We start from the raw sequence: 17,915 nt of genomic DNA on the forward strand, positions 1-17,915 counted from the left end.
CCGCCACGGATGTCGTGATCCGGCGCCGGCGGCGGGCGCCCAGGAACCCTCTCAGATGCACGTGGTCGCAGGCAACGCGCTCCCGTTCCGTCCGGACCGGCGCACCCCCGCCGTCGGGGGGACGCCGCGGTGATCCGGATGCTGGGCCGGTACGAGCTCCTCGAGCAGGTGGGGAGCGGCGGCATGGCGGTGGTGTACCGCGGCCGCGACACCGCGCTCGACCGCGAGGTGGCGGTGAAGCTGCTCCACCCGCACCTCGCCTCCGCGCCCGACTCGCGCGCCCGCTTCTCGCGCGAGGCGCGCGCGGTGGCGCGCCTGTCCCACCCCTCCATCGTCGAGATCTACGACTACGCCGGCGACGCGGCGGTGGAGAGCTACCTCGTCACCGAGTTCGTGCGCGGCCGCACGCTGCGGGCCTGGGCGGCCGCGGTCGGCTTCGGCTACCCCGAGCTCGGCATGCTGGTGGGGCGGACGCTCGCCGACGCGCTCGCGCACGCGCACGCGGCCGGCGTCATCCACCGCGACCTCAAGCCGGAGAACGTGCTGGTCCACGAGGACGAGCCGCCCTCGGTGAAGCTCGCCGACTTCGGCATCGCCCGGATCCTCGCCTCCGACGAGCGCATGACCATGACGGGCGCGCTGGTGGGCTCGCCGCACCACATGGCGCCGGAGATCGTCGAGGGCCACGACGCCGACGCGCGCAGCGACGTGTTCTCGCTCGGCACCATCCTGTACTGGCTCGCCACCGGCAAGCTGCCGTTCGCCGCCTCGAACCCCACCGCCATCCTGCGCCGCGTGCTGGAGGGCGACTTCGAGGACCCGCGCCAGGCCGACCCGCGCGTGCCCGGCGCGCTCGCTGCGCTGATCCGGCGCTGCCTGCAGGTCGATCCGGCGAAGCGCCCGGCCAGCATGGTCGAGGTGCGCGACGCGCTGGACCGGATCCTGGCGGAGGTCGGGATCGACCGGCCCGGCGAGGCGCTCCTCGCGCTCCTGCGCGACCCGGCCGCGGTGAAGGCCGCGTTCCCGGCCCGCGCCGGCGCCGCGCTCGTCGCCCTCGGCGACGCGGCCGCCGAGGAGGGCGCCGCCGCGCGCGCGCTCGCGTACTACGACCGCGTGCTCGCCATCGACCCCGGCAACGCCGAGGTCCCGGCCAAGCTGGCGCGCCTGGCGCGCCGCCGGCGCCTGCGCCGGGCCGCCGCCGTCGCCGGCGGCGCGCTCGCGGCGCTGGCAGTGGGCGGCGCGCTCGCGCTGACGGTCGGGCCGCGGCTGCGGGCCGCCCTCGCGCCCGCGCCCGCGCGACCGCCGCCCGCCGTGGCCCGCGCCGCGCCGGAGCCCGCGCCCGCCCCGGCGCCGGCGACCGCGACCGGGCCCGCTGCGCCCCCCGCGCGCGCGCCCGCCGGCGCCCAGGGCGCCCCCGCGGCCGGCGGCGCGACCCCGGCCGCCGCGCCGCACGCGGCGGCCGCGGCCGTCCCGTTCACGGTCCACGTCCGCCCCTACGCGCAGCGCGCGCTCCTCGACGGCGTCGAGGTCGCGCACGACCAGCAGCTCGTCCGCTTCGAGCTCGCGCCGGGCCCGCACGTCATCCAGGTCGAGCACGCCTGCTGCTCGCCGTTCGTGCGGCGCATCTCCGCCGAGGAGGCCGCGCGCCAGGGCGAGCTGCGCGTGCCGCTCGAGCCCCGCCCGGCCCGGCTGCGCGTCGAGGGCGATCCCGCCACCCGCGTCTACCTGGACGGCCGGCTGGTGGGCACCGCCGGCGAGTCGCAGCGGGCGCCGTTCCTGGTCGCCGTCCCGGCCGGCGGCGAGAGCCCCTACGAGGCGCCGGCGCGCATCCTGCTCGACCTGGCGGGCGCGCCCGCCCGCACGCTCGACGTGAAGCTCCGCGCCGGCGGAGAGGTGACCGTGGCGGCGACGCAGGCCCAGGAGTCCCCGTGAACGCGATCCCCCTGCTGCTGGCGCTCTCGCTGCTCGCGCCCCCCGAGCTGAAGCGGGCCAAGGACCGCTTCGAGTTCGGCGCGTACGGCGACGCCGCCGGGGCGCTGCGCCAGATGCTCGCCGGGGATCCGGCGCTCACCGACGACGAGGCGGTCGAGGCGTACCGGATGCTCGGCATCTCCGAGTTCAACCTGGGCGACCTCCCCGCGGCGCGCGCCGCGTTCGTGAACCTGCTCTCGCACGACCCCGACTACGCGCTCGACCCGTTCCTGGTGCCGCCCGCCATCGTGGAGTTCTTCGACCGGGTGAAGAAGGAGCACGAGCCGGCGCTGGCGCCCCTGCGCGAGCGGCGCCGGGCGCTCCGCGAGCAGCAGCGGCTGGCCGACGAGGCCAAGCGGCGGCTGCTGAGCGAGGAGCAGCTGCGCACCGGGCCGCCCACCAAGGTGGTGCGGGTGCAGGAGCGCCTGTACCTGTTCAACTGGATGCCGTTCGGCGCCGGGCAGTTCCAGAACGGCGACCGGGCCAAGGGCACCGCCATCGCGGCCGGCCAGATCGCGCTCGGCGCGGTGAACATCGCGGCCATCGTCATCCACAACCAGCTCGCCGACGACCGCACCCGCACCTGCACCTCCGGCCAGCCCGGCTGCTCGAACCCGCCCTACAGCGACTCGGACCGCCGCGTGCTCCGGAACGTCGAGGTGGTGAAGTACGTGTCGGCCGCGATGTTCTGGGCGCTGTACGGCTACGGGGTCTGGGACGCCCACCGGCACTTCGTCCCCATCGTCGAGACCGAGATGGCGCCCGGCGGCGAGCCGGCCGGCGCGTCGCTCAAGCTCGAGTGGAGGTACTAGGGACCCGTGGCCACGCTCATCGTGAGAGGACCGGACGGCTCCGAGCGCGAGGTGGCGCTGGTGAAGCGCATCACCAGCGTGGGCCGCGATCCGGAGAACGACGTGGCGGTGGAGGACCCGGCCCTGCCCGCCACCGCGCTGCACATCCACTTCGACGGGAAGGACTACAACGCCGCCGCCCACGACCGCTCCGACATGACCGTGAACGGCAAGCGGCGGGGCGCCTGGCGCCTGGGGCCCGGCGACCGGATCCGGGTGGCCGGCACCGAGCTCACCTTCGAGGCGGTGGCGCGCACGCCCCTGCCCTCGGCCCGGCCCATCGCCGGCCAGCGGCTCCAGGCGCTGGAGACGCTGGTGCGCTTCTCCGAGCGGCTCCTCGGGGCGACCGACCTGAACCGGCTGCTGGACGAGCTGATGGACGCGCTGCTCGAGGTCACGCACGCGGACAAGGGCTTCCTGATCCTGCTCGAGGACGGGGAGATGAGCGTCCGCGCCGCGCGCAACGTGGCGCGCGAGACCATCGAGGGCGCGGTGGAGCGGGTCTCCGACTCGATCATCCGGCGCGTGGTCGAGACCCGCCGCGCGCTGGTGGTGGCCGACGCGCTGCACGACTCGGAGTGGTCGGGCTCGACCTCGGTGGTGAACCTGAAGCTGTGCTCGGTGATGTGCGCCCCGCTCATGCAGAAGGGCGAGGTGTTCGGCGTCATCTACCTCGGCAACGACAACGTGGTCTCGCTGTTCGACGAGCGCGCCCTCGAGCTGCTCGCCCCGTTCGCCGCGCAGGCGTCGCTGCTGGTGCAGAACGCCATGCTGCTCGACTCGCTGCGCCGCGAGAACCTCTCCCTCAAGGAGGCGGTGGCCTCGCGGCAGTACGGCGACCTCATCGGCGCCGGCGCGTCCATGCGCGAGGTCTACCGGCGCATCGACAAGGTGGCCGGGACCGACATCTCGGTGCTGGTGTCCGGCGAGACCGGCACCGGCAAGGAGGTGGTGGCCCGGGAGATCCACCGCCGCTCCACGCGCGCGAGCGGGCCGTTCGTGGCGGTGAACTGCGGCGCGATCCCCGAGGCGCTGCTCGAGTCCGAGCTGTTCGGCCACGTGAAGGGCGCGTTCACCGGCGCGGTGGCCACGCGCATGGGCAAGTTCCAGGCGGCCCACGGCGGCACGCTGTTCCTCGACGAGATCGGCGACATGCCGCTGGCGCTGCAGGTGAAGATCCTGCGGGCGCTGCAGGATCGCGCCGTCACCAAGGTGGGCGACAACCGCCCGGAGGCGGTGGACCTGCGGGTGGTGGCCGCCACCAACCGCGTGCTCGAGGAGGAGATCCGCAAGGGCACGTTCCGCGAGGACCTCTACTACCGGCTCAACGTGGTCGCCATCCACCTGCCCCCGCTCCGCGATCGCGGCGAGGACGTGGTGGTGATCGGCAAGTACTTCCTGCAGAAGTACGCGAAGGAGTTCGCCGCGCGGGTGCGCGGGTTCACGCCCGGCGCGCTCGTGGCCATGCGGAAGTACGCCTGGCCGGGCAACATCCGCGAGCTCGAGAACCGCGTGAAGAAGGCGGTGGTGCTGGCCGACCGCGCGCTGGTGTCGGCCGAGGACCTCGACCTGCGCCCGGAGATCCTCGAGCCCATCCTCCCGCTGGCCCAGGCCAAGGAGGAGTTCCAGAAGCGGTACATCAACGAGGTGCTGGAGCGGAACGCCGGGAACCGCACCAAGACCGCGAAGGACCTGGGCGTGGACCCGCGCACCGTGTTCCGCCACCTCGAGAAGCTCGAGGCCGAGCGGCGCGGCCAGGTCCTGCCGCCGGACGACGAGGAGACCGAGGCGTGAACCGTCCCCGCTTGGCCGCGGCCCTGGGCGCGCTCGCGCTGGCGCTGGCCGGCTGCCCGCTCCCGCAGCCGCTCCCCGACTATCCCAAGGGCGGCACCATCACGCCCCCGCGCATCCTGGCCGACGGCATCACCGTGAACGGCGTGCCCGCGGCGGGCGTGCCGCTCGTGACCGTGCCGGCCGACTGCGCCGGCGCCGAGCCGCGGTACGAGCTCCTGGCGCAGCTCCTCGACACGAACACGCTCGAGCAGGTCGAGGTCCGCTGGTTCGTGGACTACCAGCCGACCCAGGGCGGCGCCTCGTGGGTGCGGCAGGAGTCGGTGCCGGCGAGCGCCGATCAGACCGTCCTCACCCGCGATCCCTCGCCGTTCACGTTCCTGCCCTACCAGCACGCGCCGCGGACCGCCGGGACGGTCCACGTGGTGGAGCTGGTGGTGTCGAACAACTTCTACGCGCCGGCCGACGAGGCCGCGCTGCCGAACCGGAGCGCCGCCCCGGGGTTCGAGACGCAGGTGTACCGCTGGACGTTCCTGCTGGTGCCGGGGACGGACGGCTGCCCCTAGCCGCGCTCCGGCGGCCTCGAGACCGCCTCCTGCGCCTGGCGCAGCGCCTGCGCGGCGCGCCGGGCCAGGTCCGCCTCCTCCTGGGCGAACCGGTTCACCTGGGCCCGGTAGGCCCGGTGCACCTGGAGGACGGCCTCGCGGGCGCGCGCCAGCTCCTCGCGCCCGCCGAAGCCCTGCGGGTCCGGATCGCGGGCGTCCAGCCGGCAGCGGTCGGCGAGGTCGTCCACCCGCTGCTCCCACTCGCGCGCCCAGATCTCCCAGCGCGCGATGGCGTCGCCCTCGCCCACCTCGTCCGCCAGGCGCCAGGCCCGGTGGTTCTGCTCGGCGTGCAGCGCCTCGAGCTCGGTCACGCACACGCGCAGCGCGGCGCGGGTGGGGAGCGCGCCGGTGGCGGCGGGGCGGTGCGGCCCGCGCAGGTTCCGCACGATGCTGGTGAGCACCACCGCGAGCGCGATCGCGATGACGGTGAAGTAGAGCGCCCAGAGGGCCAGCCGGAACGGGCGGTAGCGCGGGTCACGCGGGGGCGGCACGCGCCGGACTCTGCCAAAGGGGCGGGGGGGCGTCCACCCGCTTCTTCCCGCCGGCGGCCGGGCGGCCCGGCGCGCGCGCCCGCTAGCCGGCCCGCGGCGCGTGCGGCGGCTCGCCGGCGACCACGCCCAGGAACGTGCAGCGCCGCCCGCTCACCATCGCGCGGAGGCAGCGCAGGTACACCGTCGGCCCCCAGAGCCGGAGGATCGTGAACGAGTGACGGATCACGTCCTTGCCTGTGATCGTGCCCTGCACGCCCGCGGGTGTTTGCATCCGCGGTGCCGATCGCGCGCAGACGGATTTTCCTGCCGTTCCGGGCGCTCCCGCGTGCGCGTCCGCGCACACCTCGCGCGAGACGGAGCTTTCTTCAGCCCTCCGGCGCAAGGGATGCTGCCGCACCCGTTCCGGCGTCCCAGGATTTCACCTCTGCAATGGGCGCTGCAGAATTGAAAGGCCAGGCCGCCCGCAGGGGCGGCGCCGGCCCGGTAAAGTCGCCTGAATTCCTCGACTTCTTGGCCCCCGTTCCGGGGCACGGCGATTGCTTATGGGGCGTGCGGTAACGCTGCGGCGGTCCCTGGATTCCCCCCCCTTTCCAGGCTCCGATCGCGCGCTTCACCGCTGGGACGCTCTCGGCGCGGTACGCTCGCACACCTCGGATTCGACTCCAGCCGCGCCGAGAGCTGCCCCTTTCCCCCGACCCCTGAACCCTGCGGCGCCCTAGCGGCGGCCGACGCGGCGCTCCAGGTCGGCGAGCGAGAGCTCGAACACCACCGGCCGGCCGTGCGGGCAGCGCGCCTTGAAGTCGATGGCGTCGAGCCCGTCGAGCAGCGCGCGCGCCTCCTCCGGCGAGACGTCCTGGTTCGCGCGCACCGCCGCGTGGCAGGCCATGGTGGCGAGCAGGTCGTGGAACGCGTCGTCCACCGCGCTGCCGCGCTCCACCTCCGCGAGCTGGCTGCCGAGATCGGTGAGCAGCGCGGTCAGATCCACCCCGGCCAGCGCCGCCGGCGCGCCCTTCACCGCGAACGCCTCGCCGCCGAACGGCTCCGCGTCGAAGCCGAGCCGCCCCAGCTCCGCGAGCCCGGACTCGAGCGCGCGCGCCGCGGCGGGCGGGAGCGTCACGACCTGCGGGAGCAGGAACGGCTGCACCGGGATGCGGCGCGCCCGGAACGCCTCCCGGAGGCGGTGGAACAGCATCCGCTCGTGGCTGGCGTGCTGATCGATGACGACCAGCGTCCCGCCGGGCGCCTCGCAGAGCAGGTACGTCCGCGCGTGCTGCCCCACGTAGCGCAGCCCGGCGAAGTACCCCTCCGGCCGCGGCGCCGCGTCCGGCCCGGCGTCCGGTGCGGGCGCGATCGGGAAGGCCAGCCGGCCCGTCGCCCAGGCGCCCGGGGCAGGCTGGACGAGCGTCGCCCCGCTGCCCTCCGGCGGCCGGGCCGCGCGCGCCCAGGCCAGCACCTCGGCGGCCTCCTCGCCGGCCACCGGAACCGGCACCGGGGCCGCCTCGCCGCCGGCCCCCCCCGGAACGCCGTCGCCCGCGGGCGCGGCCTGCGGGCGCGCGCGCAGCCACGGCGCGGTCCGGAGCGCGCCGGCGACGGTGTGGAACAGGGCGTCGAACACCTCGCGCCCCTCGGCGAACCGCACCTCCAGCTTCTGCGGGTGCACGTTCACGTCCACCCGGTCCAGCGGCAGCTCCACGAACAGGACGCCGGCGGGGTGGCGCCCGGGCGGCAGCGTCCCGGCGAACGCGCGGAGCACCGCGTGCGCGGCGGACCGATCGCGCACGTAGCGCCCGTTCACGAACAGGTAGAGCGCCCGGCCGGTCGCCTCGGAGTGATCGGGCGAGCAGACGAGGCCGTGCACGCGCACGTCGCCGCGGCGGGCGTCCACCGGGAGCAGGTGCCGGTGCGCCTCCCGCCCCAGCGCCTGGCCGGCGCGGTCCGCCAGCCCACCGCCTGCGCGCGCGCCGAGCACCAGCCGGCCGCCGGAGCGGAGCGTGAACCCGACGTCCGGGCGCGCCAGCGCCAGCCGGATCACCGCCTCGGAGACGTGCCCGGCCTCGGTGGACGCCGCGCGCATGAACTTGCGCCGCGCCGGCGTGTTGAAGAACAGGTCGCGGACCTCGACGGTGGTGCCGCGCGGGCGGGCCACCGGCGCCACCTCGCCCAGCACGCCGCCCTCGAGCTCGACGCGCGTCCCGGCGCCGTCGTCGCCGGGCGAGGTGTCGAGGCGGAAGCGCGAGACCGACGCGATGGCCGGCACCGCCTCGCCCCGGAACCCCATGGTCCCGATGGCGGCGAGCCCCTGGGCGTCGCGCAGCTTGCTGGTGGCGTGTCGCTCCAGCGCGAGCAGCGCGTCGTCCCGGTCCATGCCCGAGCCGTCGTCCGCCACCCGCACCAGCGCGAGCCCGCCCTCCTCCACGTCCACGCCGATGGCGGTCGCGCCGGCGTCGAGCGCGTTCTCGACCAGCTCCTTGACGATGGAGGCCGGCCGCTCGACCACCTCGCCCGCGGCGATCTGGTTGACGAGCCCGGGCGGCAGGACGTGGATGCGCGGCATGGCGCCCGTTCGTACCACGGCGATCCGACGCGGCGGCTCCCCCCAGCGAACGTTTGACGCCCGCGGCCGCGTGCGTCTATGTGGACGCGATGGCGGGAGGGACCGGCAAGAGGAAGGCCACGGGTCGCCGCGCGCCCGCGCGCCCGGCCGGCGCCGCGCCGGCGGCCCCCCGGCCGGTGCTCGGCAACGACCCGTTCACCCGGGGTGCGGCGCCGCGCGCGCCCGCCGCGTCGCCCTCCCCCGCCGCCTCCGCCGGGCCACCGCCCCCTCCACCCGCTCCGCTCCCGGCGCCTGCGCTCGCGCCGGCGCCCCCGGAGCCGGCACCCGCGCCGACGCCGGCCGCCGCCGCCCCGCCCGCCGCCGTACCCGTACCCGCACCCGCACCCGCACCCTCGCCCGCGCCGCCGGAGACGCCGGCCCGCGCCCCGGAGCGCACCCGGAGGCTCCCGGCCGACCGCACCGGCGCGCAGGCGCGGCTCGCCGACGTGGAGCGGCGGCTGGACTCGGCGCTCGACGGCCTGGAGGCGCGGCTGGGCGACCTCGCCGCGCGCGCCGGGCTGGCCGGGGCGCGCCGCGAGGTGACCGAGGCCGCGGCCCGGCTCGCCCCCGCGGTGGCGGCGAGGCTGGGCGCCGCGCTCGACCTGGCGAGGCTGCTCGAGCCGCCCGAGCGGCTCGACCGCCACGGGATGGACCCGCGGCTGGCGGAGCGCGCCGAGCCGCTCGTCGAGCTGCTGTACGCCACCTGGTGGCGCACCGCGGTGCGCGACGCGGAGCACGTGCCGGCGAGCGGCCCGGTGATGGTGGTCGCGAACCACGCCGGGGTGGTCCCCTGGGACGCGCTGGTGCTGCGCCACGCGCTGCGCCGCGATCACCCGGCGCGCCGGGACCTCCGCCCGCTCCTCGACGACCGCGAGTGCGACCTGCCGGTGCTGGGCGGCCTGGCGGTGCGGCTGGGCGCCGTGCGCGCCACGCCCGAGGCGGCGGGGCGCATCCTGCAGGACGGCGGCGCGCTGGGCGTGTTCCCGGAGGGGAGCGCCGGCGCCCGGAAGCCGTGGAGCGAGCGCTACCGGCTGCAGCGGTTCGGCCGCGGCGGCTTCGTGAAGGTGGCGCTGCGCGCCGGCGCGACCCTCGTCCCCTGCGCCATCGTGGGCAGCGAGGAGGCGGCGCCGGGCATCTCGCGCACGGGCTGGCTGGCGGACCGGCTCGGGCTGCCGCTGCTCACCGCGAGCCCGCTCCTCCGGCTGGCGCCGGCGGCGATGCTGCCTTTGCCCTCGCGCTGGTCGCTCCGCTTCGGCCCGCCCATCGCGCTCGCCGGCCGCTCGCCGGCGGACGCGGAGGACGCGGCGCGGGTGGGCGAGCTGGCGGAGACGGTGCGCGCCACGCTCCAGGCGATGCTGGACGAGGACGTGGCCGCGCGCGGCTCGGTGTTCCTGTAGCGCGCGGGCGAGGTCACAGCGCCTCGGCGCGCACCGCGGGCGGCGGCGCGGCCGTGCGGAGGTGCGCGAGGCGGACCTGCGGCGGCGGGACCTTCAGGTCGCGGACCACGCGCAGCGCGGCGAGCGCGCGCAGCGCGTACCAGGAGAGATCGAGCTCCCACCAGAAGAAGCCCTGCCGCGCGCTCGCCGCGTAGAAGTGGTGGTTGTTGTGCCAGCCCTCGCCGAGCGTCACGAGCGCCAGCACCAGGCTGTTGCGCGAGCCGTCGTCGGTGGCGTAGCGGCGGCGCCCGAACACGTGCGCGAGCGAGTTGATGACGAACGTGCCGTGCCAGAGCGCCACGGTGGAGACGAAGAAGCCCCACAGGAGCGCCGGCAGGCCGCCCGCCAGGAACAGCCCGGTGGCGAGCGCCGCCGGGGGGACGAGGTGGTGGCGGTCGATCCAGCGCAGCTCCGGGTAGCGCGCGAGGTCGCGCACGCGGTCGAGCTTCGTCTCGTGGTGGCGGCGCGAGAGGATCCAGCCGACGTGGCTCCACCAGAAGCCCCGCTCCAGCGGCGAGTGGACGTCCTCCGGCCCGTCGGAGTGGCGGTGGTGGTCGCGGTGGTGGGCGGCCCACCAGAGCGGGCCCTTCTGCGCCGCGCTCGCGCCGAGCACCGCGAGCACGAGCTGGAACGCGCGCGAGGTGCGGTAGCTGCGGTGCGAGAAGTAGCGGTGGTACCCGGCGGTCACCGCGAACATGCGCACCGCGTACAGCGCGGCGGCGAGCGCGCCCCAGCGCCACTCGAACGGCGCGAGCCACGGCGTGGCCAGCGCCACGAGGTGCGCGGCGAAGAACGGGAGCGACGGCAGCCAGTCGATGCGGTCGGGGTCGCGCGACATGAGCCCCGGAGCTTGGCGGGCCGCTGTCACCGGTGCGTCACCGCGATCCGTGCGCTCGCCCGGCGGCGGGGGATGCCCCCCGCGACGCGCGGCCCCAGAGTGTGATCCGGGCGGTCGGCGCGCGTCGCCGGCGGCCGGCCGTCCGGACGGGGGAGCCGCCATGCTGGAGCAGACCGTCGAGCCCGAGGTCGACGTTCAGAAGGAGGCCTTCATCCGGCTGATGGCGGAGACGCTCCCGCTCGCGGGCTACGCCGGCGTGCGCGCCGATCTGCCGGGCTGGGACACGCCCGACGTGATCCACGGCGCCATGCGCGACCACCGCCCCAGCCTGTTCTGCGAGGCGCCGAAGCCGGTGTTCCTCGACGTGCTCTCGCCCGGCCCGGTGGCGCTCGAGGAGGTGGCGAGCCGCTGGCAGCTCTTCTCCTCCGCCGCCGAGCTCGCCGGCGGCGAGTTCCACGTGGTGCTACCGCGGTGGGTGGCGGGGCGCGACGGGCGCCAGGTCGCGAAGCAGATCGCCGAGCTGGTCGGCGTGCGCATCGGCTACATCTGGGCGGTCTAGGGACGGGGCGGCCGCTCCCGGCGCCGCTCCTCCTCGACGGGATCCTTCTCCGGCGGCCCGGGCTCCTCGGCGGCGCCCGTCCCCTCGAACGCGGCCACCGCGCGCAGGAAGCTCCACACCTGGCGCGCCGCCGCCGGGCCCGGATCCTCCGGCCCGTCCGACCAGCCCGGGTGGCCCGCCCGCATCCGCGCGTAGAGCGCGTCCGCGGTCATCCGGTCGGTGAGGCGCGAGAGGTTCGGCCCGGCCTCGCCGCCCGCCTTGCGCACGCGGTGGCAGCCGATGCAGCGCGCGCCGAAGCGATCCGCGCCGAGGCGCGCGCCGTCGGCGGCGCCGTCCGGGACCGCCAGGGCGCGGCCGTAGGTGGTGAACGAGTTCGCGAGCTCGAGCGCCACCACGCCGCGCGCCCACCAGAGCCGCGCGCGCGGATCGGTCTCGAGGCCGCGCTGGTCGAAGGTGGGCCAGGCGATGACGCGCTCCGGGAGCGGCTGGCCGTCGGCGCGATCCGCCAGCACCGGCTGGAGCTGCCGGACCAGGGTCAGCGGGACGGGGACGGCGCGGCGGTCGCGGGTCCGCACGATCACCACGTCCGCGCCCCGGGTCCGCTCCACGCGATCGCTCACCAGCGCGGCGAGCGCGGTGCCTTCCCAGGTCGCCGCCCGGCCCGACTCCGGGTCGAGGCCGCGCACCGACCGCTGCGGCAGCGCGGCCAGCTCGGCCCGGCCGAGCGGGTACGGGCCGCCCTTCACCGCGCCGCGCACCTCGACCTCGGTCTCACTGGGCGTGACGTGCGGGAGGCGGGGTCCGGACGAGCATGCGGCCAGGACGAGGAGCAGAACGGTCGGCTTTCTCATGGGGCTCGTTTGGGCTATGTTCCCGGCTCCCGACGACCTCTCGGAGCGAACTCAGCATGGCACGCGCGTTCATCGGAAGCACGGAATGCCGGGTACACGTGGACAAGGATCTCGGCGACTCGTGGGCGGTGACGGTCTACCCGCCCCCCACGCAGGCCGGCCCGGCCGCCCCACTGGTGGTGAAGCTCCAGGGGACGGACAAGGAGAAGGCCACCAAGGGCGCGCTGGAGATCCTCCAGGGCGCCGGCAAGATCGACAAGTACGAGCTGTAGGCCGGGGCCGTCACGGCCCCTCGGTCCGCAGGATCGAGCCGGCCGGCAGCGCCGCCAGCAGCGCGCGCAGGGCCGCCTCCACCCGGGCCGCGTCCTTCGCCTCCAGCGTCACCTTCACACGGTGGTCGGCCCCGGCGTCGAAGCGCGGGTAGCTGCCGATCTCGACCGCCGGGTGCGCCGCCGCCACCGCGTCGAGCGCGGGCGCGATCTCGCCCTCGCCCGCCGACAGGTACACGCACGCGAGCCGGAACGGCGGCGCCTGGAGCAGGTGCGCGATGCGCTCGAACTGGTGCCGGTAGAACTGCGGCACGCCCGGGAGCATCACCACGTTCTCGAGCGCGAGCGTCGGGTAGCCCTCGTCCCCGAGCAGCTTCGTCCCCTCGGGCACGTCGGCCATGCGCAGCGCCGCCTCGGGCGGCTCGGCGCCCGGGTGGGCGCGGCGGTGCAGCGCGCGGATGGTCTCGACCAGCGCCGGCGAGCGGTGCATGGGCCTGCCGAGCGCCTCCGCCACCGCGCGCACGGTGATGTCGTCGTGCGTCGGCCCCACCCCGCCCGAGGTGAACACCCAGTCCACCTCGGGGTGGAGCGCCGCCACCGCGGCGGAGACCTCGTCCACCCGGTCGCGCACGGTCCGGATGGTGACCAGCTCCACGCCCAGCTCGCGCAGCCGGCGCGCGGTGAACGGTCCGTTCTCGTCCTGGACCTTGGCGGAGAGGACCTCGTTGCCGACGACGACGAGGGCGGCGGTGGGCGTGCGGGGCATCGCCCCCTCCCGTAACCCGTCCCGCGCGCGGACGCCAGCCGGCTACAGGGTCGAGGCGGCCGCCCACACCGCGGCTGCCACCGCCTCCACCGGGCGCTCGCCGTCGATCTCGATGACGGTCTCCCCGGCCTGGCGCAGCAGCGCGATGGCGCGGTCGTACTCGGCGGCCACCTTCCGCTGGAACGCGCCGACCTCGTAGATCTCGCGGTCGAGCGAGGCGGCGCGCCGGCGCCGGAGCGCGACCTCGGGCCGCACCCGGAGGAACAGCGTCGCGTCCGGCGGGCCCGCCGCCGCGTTCACCTGGCGGACCCACTCCATCTCGCCCAGCGCCGCGCCCTGGTAGGCGAGCGAGGAGAGCGTGTAGCGGTCGGAGACGACGTCGATGCCGGCGGCGAGCTTCGGGTCGATCTCGACCGCCCGGTGGTCCCGGCGATCCGCCGCGAACAGCAGCGCCAGCGCGTGCGGGTCGAAGTCCGCGCCCCCGCCGCCGGCCACGCGCCGCGTCAGCACCTGGCGCACGAGCGCGCCCACCGGCCCGCCGGACGGCTCGGCGGTGACGTGGGCGGTGCGGCCGTCGGCGCGGAGCCGCTCGCCGAGCAGCCGCGCCTGCGTGGTGGTGCCGGCGCCGTCGAGCCCCTCGACGACGACGAAGCGGCCGCGAGCGGCCGGACGTCCCCGCCCGCCGCCCGCCGCGCTCACGGGTCCAGCCTCAGCGTCTCGCGCAGCGCGCGGAAGCGCACGTACAGCGCGTCCTCCTCGCGCATCAGCCGGCGGGCGCGCAGGAAGGAGCGGATGGCGAGCGCGAGCAGCACCAGCGCCGCCGCCATGGCCAGGTACAGGAACACCGGCGGGCCCTTCGCCACCTTGCGGACCATGCCGGGCTTGAGCTTGCCCCAGCGGTCCCAGGCGAGCGCGATGGACGCGCCCACGGCGATGAGGCCGGCGAAGATCTCGTAGGCGCCGCGCCGGGCCACGTCGATGGACCGGCGCACCTCCAGCTGCTTCGCGAGCGCGTCGTGCTCGGCGCGCAGCGCGCCGGTCTCCGGGCCGGGGTGGGTGGGCGTGGCGGTGCTCATGGCCCGGCGTTCTACCCTCGCCCGAAGCGGCCGGCAATCGCGTCCTGGACCGCGCCGAGCGTGGCGGGGAGCTGGACGGCCGGGTTGGGCAGCCCGGCGCGGATGCCGGGCAAGGTCTGGTCGTGGTAGCCGACCTTGAAGTCGGAGAACTTGAGGCCGTGCGCGGTGGAGATCACCACCACCCGCTCGCCCTTCCTCACCACCCCGCGGGCGGCGAGCTTCTCGAGCGCCGCGAGCGCCACGCCGGTGTGCGGGCAGGTGAACATGCCGGCCCGGTCCGCGCGCGCGGCCGCGTCGGCGAGCTCCTGCTCGCTCGCCTGCTCCACCACGCCGTCGAGCGCCTCCAGGGCCCGCAGCGCGCGGCGCGCCGACACCGGGGCGCCGATCTGGATGGCGGACGCGAGCGTCTTCCGCGCGGCGAGCGGCTCGACCGTCACCCCGGCGGTGGGCTTCACCCCGGCGCCGGTGGTGGCCCGCCAGAGCGGATTCGCGTGCTCCGCCTGCGCGACCACCAGGCGCGGGAGCCGGTCCACCAGCCCCAGCTCCTTCATGAGCAGGAAGCCCTTCCCCACCGCGCTCGCGTTGCCCAGGTTGCCGCCCGGGATCACGATCCAGTCCGGCGAGGTCCAGCCGAGCTGCTGCGCGATCTCGACGGAGGCGGTCTTCTGCCCCTCGATGCGCAGCGAGTTCATCGAGTTCGCGAGGTAGATGTCCTTCGTGCGGCTGAGCTGCTTCACCACCTGCATGCAGCCGTCGAAGTCGGTGTCGAGCTCGAGCACCAGCGCGCCGTTGGAGATGGGCTGGACGAGCTGCGCGGTGGAGATCTTGCCGCGCGGCAGCAGCACCACGCTGGGGATGCCGGCCGCCGCGCAGTAGGCGGAGAGCGCGGCCGAGGTGTCGCCGGTCGAGGCGCAGGCGACCGCGCGGACCGCGGCGCCGCGCGCCCGCATCTCCTTCACCGCGGAGACGAGCACCGTCATGCCCAGGTCCTTGAACGACCCGGTGTGCGTGACCCCGCACTCCTTCAGCCACACGTCGTCGAGGCCCAGCTCGCGGGCGTAGCGGTCGATGCGGAGCAGCGGGCTGCCGCCCTCGAACATCGAGACCACGTTCCCGTCGGCGATCCCCGGGTAGACCCACTCCTTCTTGCCCCACACGCCGGAGCCGTAGGGCCAGGCGCCCAGCTTGAAGCGCCCGTCGAACAGCGCCTTCCACTCGGCGGCGCTCCGCGTCGCGAGCGCGGCGCGGTCGTGCTCGACCTCGAGCAGCCCGCCGCAGCGCGGGCACTCGTACACCACCTCGGTGAGCTCGGCGCGGAAGTCGCAGCCGTCCGCGCAGCGGAACCAGGACGAGAACGCGGGCGCGGCCATCGCTACCGCCCGCCCGGGCCCTTCTTGAGGAACTTCTCGATCCGCTCGGCGGCGAGCTGCACGCGCGGCTCGTCCACGATGAGCGCGATGCGGACGCTGCCCTCGCCGGCCGGGCCGAAGCCGATGCCCGGGGCGACGGCCACGCCGGCCTCGTCGATGAGGCGCTTGCAGAACTCGAGCGAGCCGAGCGGGCGGAACGGCTCGGGGATGGGCGCCCAGGCGAACATCGAGGCGGCCGGCGCCGGCACCTGCCAGCCGGCCGCGCCGAAGTGGCGGACCAGCGCGTCGCGGCGGACCCGGTACTTCTCGCGGATCTTCACCACCTCGTCGTCGCACTCGTCGAGCGCGGTCATGGCGGCCGCCTGCACCGCGCCGAACAGGCCGTAGTCGAGGTAGCTCTTCACCCGCGCCGCCGCGGCCACCAGCGCCGGGTTGCCGGCGCAGAAGCCGACGCGCCAGCCCGGCATGTTGTAGCTCTTCGACAGCGACATGAACTCGAGCGTGCGGTCGCGCGCGCCCGGCACCGCCAGCATCGACGGCGCCTTCGGGCCGTCGAAGACGATGTCGCAGTAGGCCAGGTCGGACACGATGAACATGTCCCGCGCCTCGGCGAACCGGACGATCTTCTCGAACAGCTCCTGGGTGGCCACCGCCGCGGTCGGGTTCGCGGGGAAGTTCACCACCAGGCCCTTCGGCCGCTTCTCGGCCCGCTCCGCCGCGGCCACCAGCGACTCGAAGAAGTCCACGCCCGGGCCCACCGCCACCGGCAGCGACTCGGCGCCGGCCAGCACCGCGCCGAACGCGTGGATGGGATAGGTCGGCGCGGGCGCGAGGACCGTGTCGCCCTCGGAGAGCATGGCGATGAGGGCGTGCCCGATGCCCTCCTTCGAGCCGATGGTGACGAGCACCTCGCGCTCCGGATCGACCTCGACGCCGTGGCGCCGCTTCCACCAGCGCGACACCGACGCCCGCAGCTCGGGCAGGCCGCGCGGGTTCAGGTACCGGTGCAGCTTCGAGTCGCCGACGGCGCTGCGCAGCCGCTCCACGATCCGGTCCGGCGTGGCGCCGTCCGGATTGCCCATGGAGAAGTCCACCACGTCCACGCCGCGTGCGATGGCCTCGTCGCGCAGGCGGTCGGTGACGGTGAAGACGTACGGCGGCAGGCGCTTGACGCGCGCAAAGGCCTCGGGGTCGTTGAAGGTCTTCATGGCGGGACCCGCCAATTTGCCGGGACCTGCGCCGAATGGCAAGCGCCGAGCTACCCGGCCGTGACGGGGGCGCGTGCCCCGCAAGCGGGGCATGGCCCCGAGGTCACCCAGGCGCCGCAGCCGCAGCGCCGGCCGGCCGGACCGGCCTCGGCGGGCGCGGCGCCGGCGACCGGCAGGCGCATCCCGCAGCGACCGCAGAGCCGCTCGCCGGGCATCGCCGGCGTCCGGCAGTAGCGGCACGTCACGAACACGGGCAGCTGCGTGCGCTCCGCCTCGGGGAGCTCCGCCCCGGTCCGCTCGACGTCCGGCGTCGGGGCGACCTCCACCTCCACCGGCGCCGTGCGCGTCGGCTCGAGGGCCTCCGCCAGCCCGTCCGGCGGCGCCGGCGGGAGCGTCGCCTCCCCCACCCGCGTCGGCTCCAGCCCGGGCACGCTGTCGTCCTGCGCCTGGACCGCCGGGAACAGCGTCGGCTCGAGGCCGTCGAGCGGCGGCACCTCGTCGCCCGCCACGCCGTGGACGGCGAGGCGCTTGCCGCACACCTCGCACTCGGAGCCGAGGGCCTGCGGGTGGTCGCACACGGGGCAGACGATCATGCGGGCGGGATCATACCGCAGGCGGGAGGTGCGTGAGCGGGACGAAGCGGACGGGGAGGACGTCCTCGATCTCCTCGATCCCGTCCGCGGCGCGCTCCAGCACGCGGAGCACCTGCTCCGACTCCGCCTCACCCACCGGCAGCACCATCCGTCCGCCCGGCGCGAGCTGCGCCCGGAGCGGCGGCGGCACCCGCGGCGCCGCGGCGGTGACCAGGATGCGGTCGAACGGCGCGGCCTCCGGCCAGCCCAGCGCGCCGTCGCCCTCGCGCAGGTGGACGTTCCCGAGGCCGAGGTCCTCGAGCAGCAGCGCCCGCGCGCGCGCCGCCAGCTCGGGGACGATCTCCACCGACCAGACCTCGCCGGCGAGCCGCGCCAGCAGCGCGGTCTGGTAGCCGGAGCCGGTCCCGACCTCGAGGACCCGCTCGCCGCCGTCGAGCTCGAGCGCCTCGGTCATGAACGCGACCACGAACGGCTGCGAGATGGTCTGGCCGAAGCCGATGGGCAGCGGCCGGTCGGCGTAGGCCTCGGCCGAGAGGTAGGGCGGCACGAAGCGCGCGCGGTCGAGCTCCGCGATCGCGTCGAGGACGCGCCGGTCGCGGATGCCCATGTGGCCGAGCCAGGCGGCGAGCTCCCTGCTCACGCCCGAT

Annotated in this window: 19 protein-coding genes; 7 read left to right on the plus strand and 12 right to left on the minus strand. The window is 75.9% G+C overall.

All coding sequences use genetic code 11. The features are described 5' to 3' along the window. The first annotated feature begins 138 nt into the window (after positions 1 to 138). From ACOQFB_RS10505 to ACOQFB_RS10520, 4 genes are read left to right on the plus strand one after another with little or no spacing between them, the layout of a single operon-like run. Positions 139 to 1,932, plus strand: coding sequence for a protein kinase domain-containing protein (locus ACOQFB_RS10505; RefSeq protein WP_494492580.1), 1,794 nt, complete (start codon positions 139 to 141; stop codon positions 1,930 to 1,932). After that, positions 1,929 to 2,783 carry a tetratricopeptide repeat protein gene (locus ACOQFB_RS10510; RefSeq protein ID WP_011420766.1) on the plus strand — a complete coding sequence of 285 codons (855 nt, stop codon included), beginning with the start codon at positions 1,929 to 1,931 and terminating at the stop codon, positions 2,781 to 2,783. Before ACOQFB_RS10505 ends, ACOQFB_RS10510 begins: the two co-directional genes overlap by 4 nt. 6 nt (positions 2,784 to 2,789) lie before the next feature. Continuing rightward, positions 2,790 to 4,616, plus strand: coding sequence for a sigma 54-interacting transcriptional regulator (locus ACOQFB_RS10515; RefSeq protein ID WP_059439253.1), 1,827 nt, complete (start codon positions 2,790 to 2,792; stop codon positions 4,614 to 4,616). Further along, complete coding sequence (locus ACOQFB_RS10520; RefSeq protein WP_059439252.1) at positions 4,613 to 5,179, plus strand: hypothetical protein; 567 nt, start codon at positions 4,613 to 4,615, stop codon at positions 5,177 to 5,179. Before ACOQFB_RS10515 ends, ACOQFB_RS10520 begins: the two co-directional genes overlap by 4 nt. Here ACOQFB_RS10520 and ACOQFB_RS10525 read toward each other — a convergent pair. The 3 genes from ACOQFB_RS10525 to mutL all read right to left on the minus strand — a co-directional run bounded on the left by ACOQFB_RS10525 (position 5,176) and on the right by mutL (position 8,263). Then, positions 5,176 to 5,709 (minus strand): hypothetical protein, encoded by a 534-nt coding sequence (locus tag ACOQFB_RS10525; protein WP_059439251.1) that lies wholly within the window; start codon positions 5,707 to 5,709, stop codon positions 5,176 to 5,178. The genes ACOQFB_RS10520 and ACOQFB_RS10525 overlap by 4 nt on opposite strands. Before the next feature lie 82 nt (positions 5,710 to 5,791). Next, the gene (locus tag ACOQFB_RS10530; RefSeq protein WP_421610822.1) at positions 5,792 to 5,962 is read right to left on the minus strand and encodes a hypothetical protein; all 171 of its coding nucleotides are present in this window, start codon (positions 5,960 to 5,962) and stop codon (positions 5,792 to 5,794) included. 462 nt (positions 5,963 to 6,424) lie between these two features. Beyond that, complete coding sequence (gene mutL / locus ACOQFB_RS10535; protein ID WP_059439249.1) at positions 6,425 to 8,263, minus strand: DNA mismatch repair endonuclease MutL; 1,839 nt, start codon at positions 8,261 to 8,263, stop codon at positions 6,425 to 6,427. 485 nt (positions 8,264 to 8,748) lie between these two features. On the opposite strand from mutL, the gene ACOQFB_RS10540 reads away from it, so the two are divergent. Further along, complete coding sequence (locus ACOQFB_RS10540; RefSeq protein WP_421610821.1) at positions 8,749 to 9,699, plus strand: lysophospholipid acyltransferase family protein; 951 nt, start codon at positions 8,749 to 8,751, stop codon at positions 9,697 to 9,699. A 13-nt stretch (positions 9,700 to 9,712) separates the two neighbouring features. Here the strand turns inward: ACOQFB_RS10540 and ACOQFB_RS10545 are convergent, their stop codons facing one another. Next, entirely contained in the window at positions 9,713 to 10,576 is an 864-nt protein-coding gene (locus ACOQFB_RS10545; protein WP_421610820.1) for an acyl-CoA desaturase, read from the minus strand. A gap of 160 nt (positions 10,577 to 10,736) precedes the next feature. On the opposite strand from ACOQFB_RS10545, the gene ACOQFB_RS10550 reads away from it, so the two are divergent. Continuing rightward, entirely contained in the window at positions 10,737 to 11,135 is a 399-nt protein-coding gene (locus ACOQFB_RS10550; protein WP_059437143.1) for a hypothetical protein, read from the plus strand. Here ACOQFB_RS10550 and ACOQFB_RS10555 read toward each other — a convergent pair. Continuing rightward, a complete protein-coding gene (locus tag ACOQFB_RS10555; protein ID WP_059437142.1) occupies positions 11,132 to 11,986 on the minus strand; it encodes a c-type cytochrome in 855 nt (284 codons plus the stop codon). The genes ACOQFB_RS10550 and ACOQFB_RS10555 overlap by 4 nt on opposite strands. 98 nt (positions 11,987 to 12,084) lie before the next feature. Between ACOQFB_RS10555 and ACOQFB_RS10560 the strand changes: the two genes are divergently transcribed. Further along, on the plus strand, positions 12,085 to 12,258 hold the full coding sequence (locus ACOQFB_RS10560; RefSeq protein ID WP_232287460.1) for a hypothetical protein: 174 nt from the start codon (positions 12,085 to 12,087) through the stop codon (positions 12,256 to 12,258). Between the two features lie 10 nt (positions 12,259 to 12,268). On the opposite strand, the gene ACOQFB_RS10565 is transcribed toward ACOQFB_RS10560, so the two are convergent. Genes ACOQFB_RS10565 through ACOQFB_RS10595 form a run of 7 tightly spaced genes read right to left on the minus strand, consistent with a single transcriptional unit; the run spans position 12,269 to position 17,875 of the window. Beyond that, positions 12,269 to 13,021 carry a competence/damage-inducible protein A gene (locus tag ACOQFB_RS10565; RefSeq protein WP_059437141.1) on the minus strand — a complete coding sequence of 251 codons (753 nt, stop codon included), beginning with the start codon at positions 13,019 to 13,021 and terminating at the stop codon, positions 12,269 to 12,271. Positions 13,022 to 13,063: 42 nt separating this feature from the next. Further along, positions 13,064 to 13,720, minus strand: coding sequence for a dTMP kinase (gene tmk / locus ACOQFB_RS10570; protein ID WP_059437140.1), 657 nt, complete (start codon positions 13,718 to 13,720; stop codon positions 13,064 to 13,066). Continuing rightward, the gene (locus ACOQFB_RS10575; protein WP_059437139.1) at positions 13,717 to 14,097 is read right to left on the minus strand and encodes a hypothetical protein; all 381 of its coding nucleotides are present in this window, start codon (positions 14,095 to 14,097) and stop codon (positions 13,717 to 13,719) included. Before ACOQFB_RS10575 ends, tmk begins: the two co-directional genes overlap by 4 nt. A gap of 11 nt (positions 14,098 to 14,108) precedes the next feature. Next, positions 14,109 to 15,467, minus strand: coding sequence for a threonine synthase (thrC, locus tag ACOQFB_RS10580; RefSeq protein ID WP_421610819.1), 1,359 nt, complete (start codon positions 15,465 to 15,467; stop codon positions 14,109 to 14,111). 2 nt (positions 15,468 to 15,469) lie between these two features. Further along, the gene (locus ACOQFB_RS10585) at positions 15,470 to 16,675 is read right to left on the minus strand and encodes an aminotransferase class I/II-fold pyridoxal phosphate-dependent enzyme (protein ID WP_059437137.1); all 1,206 of its coding nucleotides are present in this window, start codon (positions 16,673 to 16,675) and stop codon (positions 15,470 to 15,472) included. A gap of 50 nt (positions 16,676 to 16,725) precedes the next feature. After that, on the minus strand, positions 16,726 to 17,268 hold the full coding sequence (locus ACOQFB_RS10590; RefSeq protein WP_059437136.1) for a hypothetical protein: 543 nt from the start codon (positions 17,266 to 17,268) through the stop codon (positions 16,726 to 16,728). A 10-nt stretch (positions 17,269 to 17,278) separates the two neighbouring features. Then, a complete protein-coding gene (locus ACOQFB_RS10595) occupies positions 17,279 to 17,875 on the minus strand; it encodes a protein-L-isoaspartate(D-aspartate) O-methyltransferase (RefSeq protein WP_421610823.1) in 597 nt (198 codons plus the stop codon). Positions 17,876 to 17,915: the final 40 nt, after the last annotated feature.

The sequence above is a fragment of the Anaeromyxobacter sp. Red801 genome (genome assembly GCF_049201065.2).
GTDB lineage: Bacteria > Myxococcota > Myxococcia > Myxococcales > Anaeromyxobacteraceae > Anaeromyxobacter.